Source organism: Candidatus Cryosericum odellii (assembly GCF_003570935.1).
GTDB lineage: Bacteria > Caldisericota > Caldisericia > Cryosericales > Cryosericaceae > Cryosericum > Cryosericum odellii.
Genome location: NZ_QXIU01000021.1, coordinates 1 through 3,906, shown reverse-complemented (window position 1 = coordinate 3,906; position 3,906 = coordinate 1). Strand labels below are relative to the sequence as shown.

General features: G+C 58.1%; 5 protein-coding genes. 1 reads left to right on the top strand and 4 read right to left on the bottom strand.

The annotated features are described in order from the left end of the window. From SMC5_RS00880 to SMC5_RS00870, 3 genes are all read right to left on the bottom strand, one after another. The coding region (locus SMC5_RS00880; RefSeq protein ID WP_165848901.1) for a nucleotidyltransferase family protein at positions 1–447 on the bottom strand (447 nt) is incomplete at its 3' end. Continuing rightward, positions 444–917, bottom strand: a complete 474-nt coding sequence (locus tag SMC5_RS00875) for a (2Fe-2S)-binding protein (RefSeq protein WP_119119211.1) — start codon at positions 915–917, stop codon at positions 444–446. The genes SMC5_RS00880 and SMC5_RS00875, both read right to left, overlap by 4 nt. Positions 918–995: 78 nt before the next feature. Then, on the bottom strand, positions 996–1,457 hold the full coding sequence (locus tag SMC5_RS00870) for a RidA family protein (protein WP_119119210.1): 462 nt from the start codon (positions 1,455–1,457) through the stop codon (positions 996–998). A 517-nt stretch (positions 1,458–1,974) separates the two neighbouring features. Here SMC5_RS00870 and SMC5_RS00865 point away from each other — a divergent pair. Beyond that, the gene (locus SMC5_RS00865) at positions 1,975–2,253 is read left to right on the top strand and encodes an HU family DNA-binding protein (protein ID WP_119084955.1); all 279 of its coding nucleotides are present in this window, start codon (positions 1,975–1,977) and stop codon (positions 2,251–2,253) included. 70 nt (positions 2,254–2,323) lie between these two features. On the opposite strand, the gene SMC5_RS00860 is transcribed toward SMC5_RS00865, so the two are convergent. Next, positions 2,324–3,688 (bottom strand): PIG-L deacetylase family protein, encoded by a 1,365-nt coding sequence (locus SMC5_RS00860; RefSeq protein WP_165848900.1) that lies wholly within the window; start codon positions 3,686–3,688, stop codon positions 2,324–2,326. Positions 3,689–3,906 lie beyond the last annotated feature (218 nt).

The following is a 3,906-nucleotide window of genomic DNA, read 5'->3' as shown; positions in this document are numbered from 1 at the left end:
ACACCGCCCGCTGATCGCAACGGGATGACCTCGCCGTCCACCGCACGACGGCACGGCCACGTCGACCTCTCCCGCTGATACCGCATCTCTCACAGCAATTGCAGTTTCGGGCAGGGTGAGGGGGATGTCCCCGGGGAAGATGAGGACGACATCGGCGCCCATGACCCGTCGCAGCCCTGCCTGAACCGAGATAAACATGCCTGGATCGTAGGGTACGCCCTCGACCACCTCGAGTCGTCCTTCAGCGTCAAGAGATCTCGCTGTCTGTTCCACAGTGGTCTTCGTCCCCTGACCTTGCAGCCCGATGACCACGATGATCCTATCACAGGCGGCGAGAGCCGTCGCAACAACGCGACCGACAACCGTCCCAGAGCCAAGTGGCAATGTCAGCTTGTTTGAACCCATCCTGTCGGCATGTCCAGCCGCCAGAACGACTGCTGCAGTCATTCGCGGCTCTGACTTGCCTTCTGCACCGCGGCAACGATCTTCCTGTAGCCTGTGCAACGGCAAAGATTCCCCTCCAGGGCAGTCTCTATCTCTGCTTCCGATGGATGGGGGTTCAGGGCGAGCAGCGCCTCTGCGGACATAACCATCCCCGGTGTGCAGAAACCACACTGGACGGCTCCCTCTTCGACGAACGCCTGCTCCAGCGGCGACGGCTTGCCGCCCTCCGCCAGCCCCTCGATCGTCGTGATGGTTGCTCCTTCCGCCTGCACCGCCAGCACAAGGCAACTGGTGACCGAACGGCCGTTCATAATGACCGTACAAGCACCACACTCACCCTTGTTGCAGCCGATCTTGGTCCCGAGAAGTCCCAGGTCCTCCCGCAGAACTTCGGCGAGTGTCCTGCTGGTCTGTGTCGTGACGTGATACTTCGTGCCGTTGACCTTCATGACAACACGTATCTCACTGATCATCGTGGTTACCCCCTGAACAGGTTCGATAATAATGCTGGGCGTCGCTTCAACACAGGCTCCCGACTGTCGATGATCGTATCAGGGCATGATCTCCGCGACGAACGCCACCTCGACGGGCGCATTCATAGGCAGGGAAGCGACCCCGACGGCGAAGCGCGCGTGGCGACCAGCATCGTCAAAGAGTGCGACAAGCAGGTCAGAAGCCCCATTGATCACCTTGGGCACTTCAGCATAGTCCGGAGCCGCCTGCACAAAACCCTGCACCATCGCGATGCCCTTGACGCGGTCCAGCGTGCCGATGGCACCCTTCAGAGCAGCGAGACCGTTGACGGCGCAGATGCGGGCAAGGTCATATGCTTCTTGAGTTGTAACGCTCTCTCCAACGCGACCGGTCTGTTTGACACGACCACCCTCGGTCGGCAGCATTCCCGAGACGAACGCAAGGTTGCCGGTGAGTTTGACCGGAACATAACTGCCAACCGGCGCCGTCGCCTCTGGCAATACAATACCCAGCTCAGCAAGCTTCTCATCTATCGCCATACATACCTCCCGATACGATGTGGACAAGTACTCATGCATAGTATACACATAACGTGGCGCTTGGCATGTCCAGTTTTTTCCATTGGAGTGACAGCATGCCAGAGAGCACTATCCAGCCACCGCAGGTGGCTGGCGCTCCCATGAGTGGTGGTTATGTCCCTGTCGTCATTGTGTCATCACGCACAAACAACATTGAAAGATGTCCGGACCGACCCGACACAGTCAATTTCAGGGTGTCTGGCTTGTCGTTCTCTCAAATTTCCTTGGTCAATCTTGACAAATCCGGTCGGAGATCCAGCTTATCCGGCATGAGGGGCAACTTTCCCGCCACATCCACCAACCGCTGTCCAGGACTGCATATCACCACGCGGTGATGCCTCATCGTGGGCGCGTCTCGCTGTCATCTCCCATGAGGAGCGACTATAACGCTACCCGATTTTACCAAAATGTGCTATACTACATGCGTACCTTCCCAGTCGCGGGGAAAAGCGCGATAAAAGACAAGAAAGGAGATCGCATGAACAAGGGAGAACTTGTAGCTAGAATCGCCGACATGACGAAGATGACCAAGAAGGAATCCGAGGTCATGGTCAATGCTTTCATGGATGCCGTCAAGGAAGCCATGAAGAAGAACGACAAGGTCGCACTCGTTGGATTCGGTACCTTCGGTGTCAAGGAGCGCAAGGCTCGCAAGGGCGTCAACCCCAAGACCCTCAAGGCCATCACCATTCCGAAAAAGAAGGCCCCCTTCTTCAAGCCCGGCAAGGCTCTGAAGGACGCCATCGCCAAGAAGTAGTATCCTCTGGCATAGAAAAACAGAAGCGGCGCGCAAGCGCCGCTTCATTGTTGCCGGGCCGCTGCTTCTCTCACGAAACGGCTGGTACAACGCCGATCCAGACAGTCCTGCTGCGCGTGAGATCCACGCGCCCCGGCCCCTTCTCGATACGGAGGAAGAACCCCTGGAGGCGTCCTCCAGTCAATGCATTGTCGAATGTCAGACTGATCGTCGTCCCGTCATGGCTGACCCTGGCGATAACGGGCTTCGCCGTCGGATGTTCCAGATCTGACACCTCTGCGGTCGCTGCGCCTCCACGGTAGATCACATGCAGCTTCGGCGCGGAGCCAAAGCCACCAGTCGTCGGCACCGGAAACAGGAACAGCTCCATCTCCTCGAGTCGATTGAGAACGCGACCCATTTCCAGCGAGAGTTGGAGACCACCAGCGCTATCCGTCACGGAGAACGTCTGAATGACGGGGCGATCCTCGTCTCCCACACGGTTGATCGGAAAGAAGAACTTGGCCGTTCGGACTGCATCCGTGCGATCAGTCAGGTCCGCCGGAGCCAGAAATACCTCGGTCCGGCGGGCAAATGCAACCAAGGTCGCAAACGGAAGCAGCTCCGAGGCATGCGCCTGGATCGCGCGCGTCTTGACACCGACTTCCTGCGGAGTGAGATGGACGACCTCCTGACGCAGACCCAGGACCCGTGCAGCTGGAGGAGCATAGGCGTCGACGAACGGCGCGTATCGCAGAGGCCTTGGCCATCCCGGGACGTGAACAACATACTCCAGGCGCTGCGGAGACAGATGCAGGTCGGCAAGTGCGGCGATGACGAACAGCTCGGTTGCCTGGTGATCAGGATGAAAGTCGATCAGGTTTGGATAAACGACAATGGTCGGCCGGAACGACGTCATGACCTGCTCCAGGTCGGTGAGGAGGTTCATAGCCGTCTGTGGCTGGCCCGCAACTGTGGATTCCGCGTAGGGGACCGACGCCGCGTTTGTGACGCCGCTCCGGTAGGGCTTCGATGTCCATACATTCATGAAGATGTCCGACAGTCCTCCGTCAGGATACCCAAGGAAGATGAGGTCATTCGAACTCAGGCCGAGCACATGGGCTGCATTCTTCGCCTCCTGCATTCTCTTGTGACCGATGTCCCGAAACTGTGCGGGCGTGACTGGCGCCGTTCTCCAGAACAATGGTGGACCCACGATATTGTGATCGCCCGCCGTCATCCACAGCACTCGGACTTGTGCTCCTGCCTCGAGAGCGTGCTGGATGAGACCCGAGCACGCGATGGACTCGTCGTCTGGGTGCGGAGACAAAACGAGGACCCGATCCGCTTTCGTCATCGTCACGTCTGTCTGAACAACCGGCGCGACTGCCGACGGAAAACGTGCCATGATGAATGCCGAGGCGAACATGGCGGCACTGAGAACAAGTGCAGCCACCACTGTCGCAATGTGCCGGTTGCGAGAGCTCTCGTGCGATATCGTGTCAGCGTGTCTCCTCATAACAATTCAGTTTAGTACGGCAAACGACGTGGTCAAGCCGTCCCGTGAAGCCGGCTTTGACGTTCTGTTCGTTTGCCGTACAATAGTCTGGTCACTGGAAAGGAGACAAACATGCACAAGCTTGTAGAACAGTTGACAAGTGCCTATGCGGTTTC

Excerpts from the sequence above, each read along its gene's own strand:
- SMC5_RS00875 (WP_119119211.1), bottom strand. The coding sequence starts at position 917 with ATGATCAGTGAGATACGTGTTGTCATGAAGGTCAACGGCACGAAGTAT.
- SMC5_RS00870 (WP_119119210.1), bottom strand. The coding sequence starts at position 1,457 with ATGGCGATAGATGAGAAGCTTGCTGAGCTGGGTATTGTATTGCCAGAG.
- SMC5_RS00865 (WP_119084955.1), top strand. The coding sequence starts at position 1,975 with ATGAACAAGGGAGAACTTGTAGCTAGAATCGCCGACATGACGAAGATG.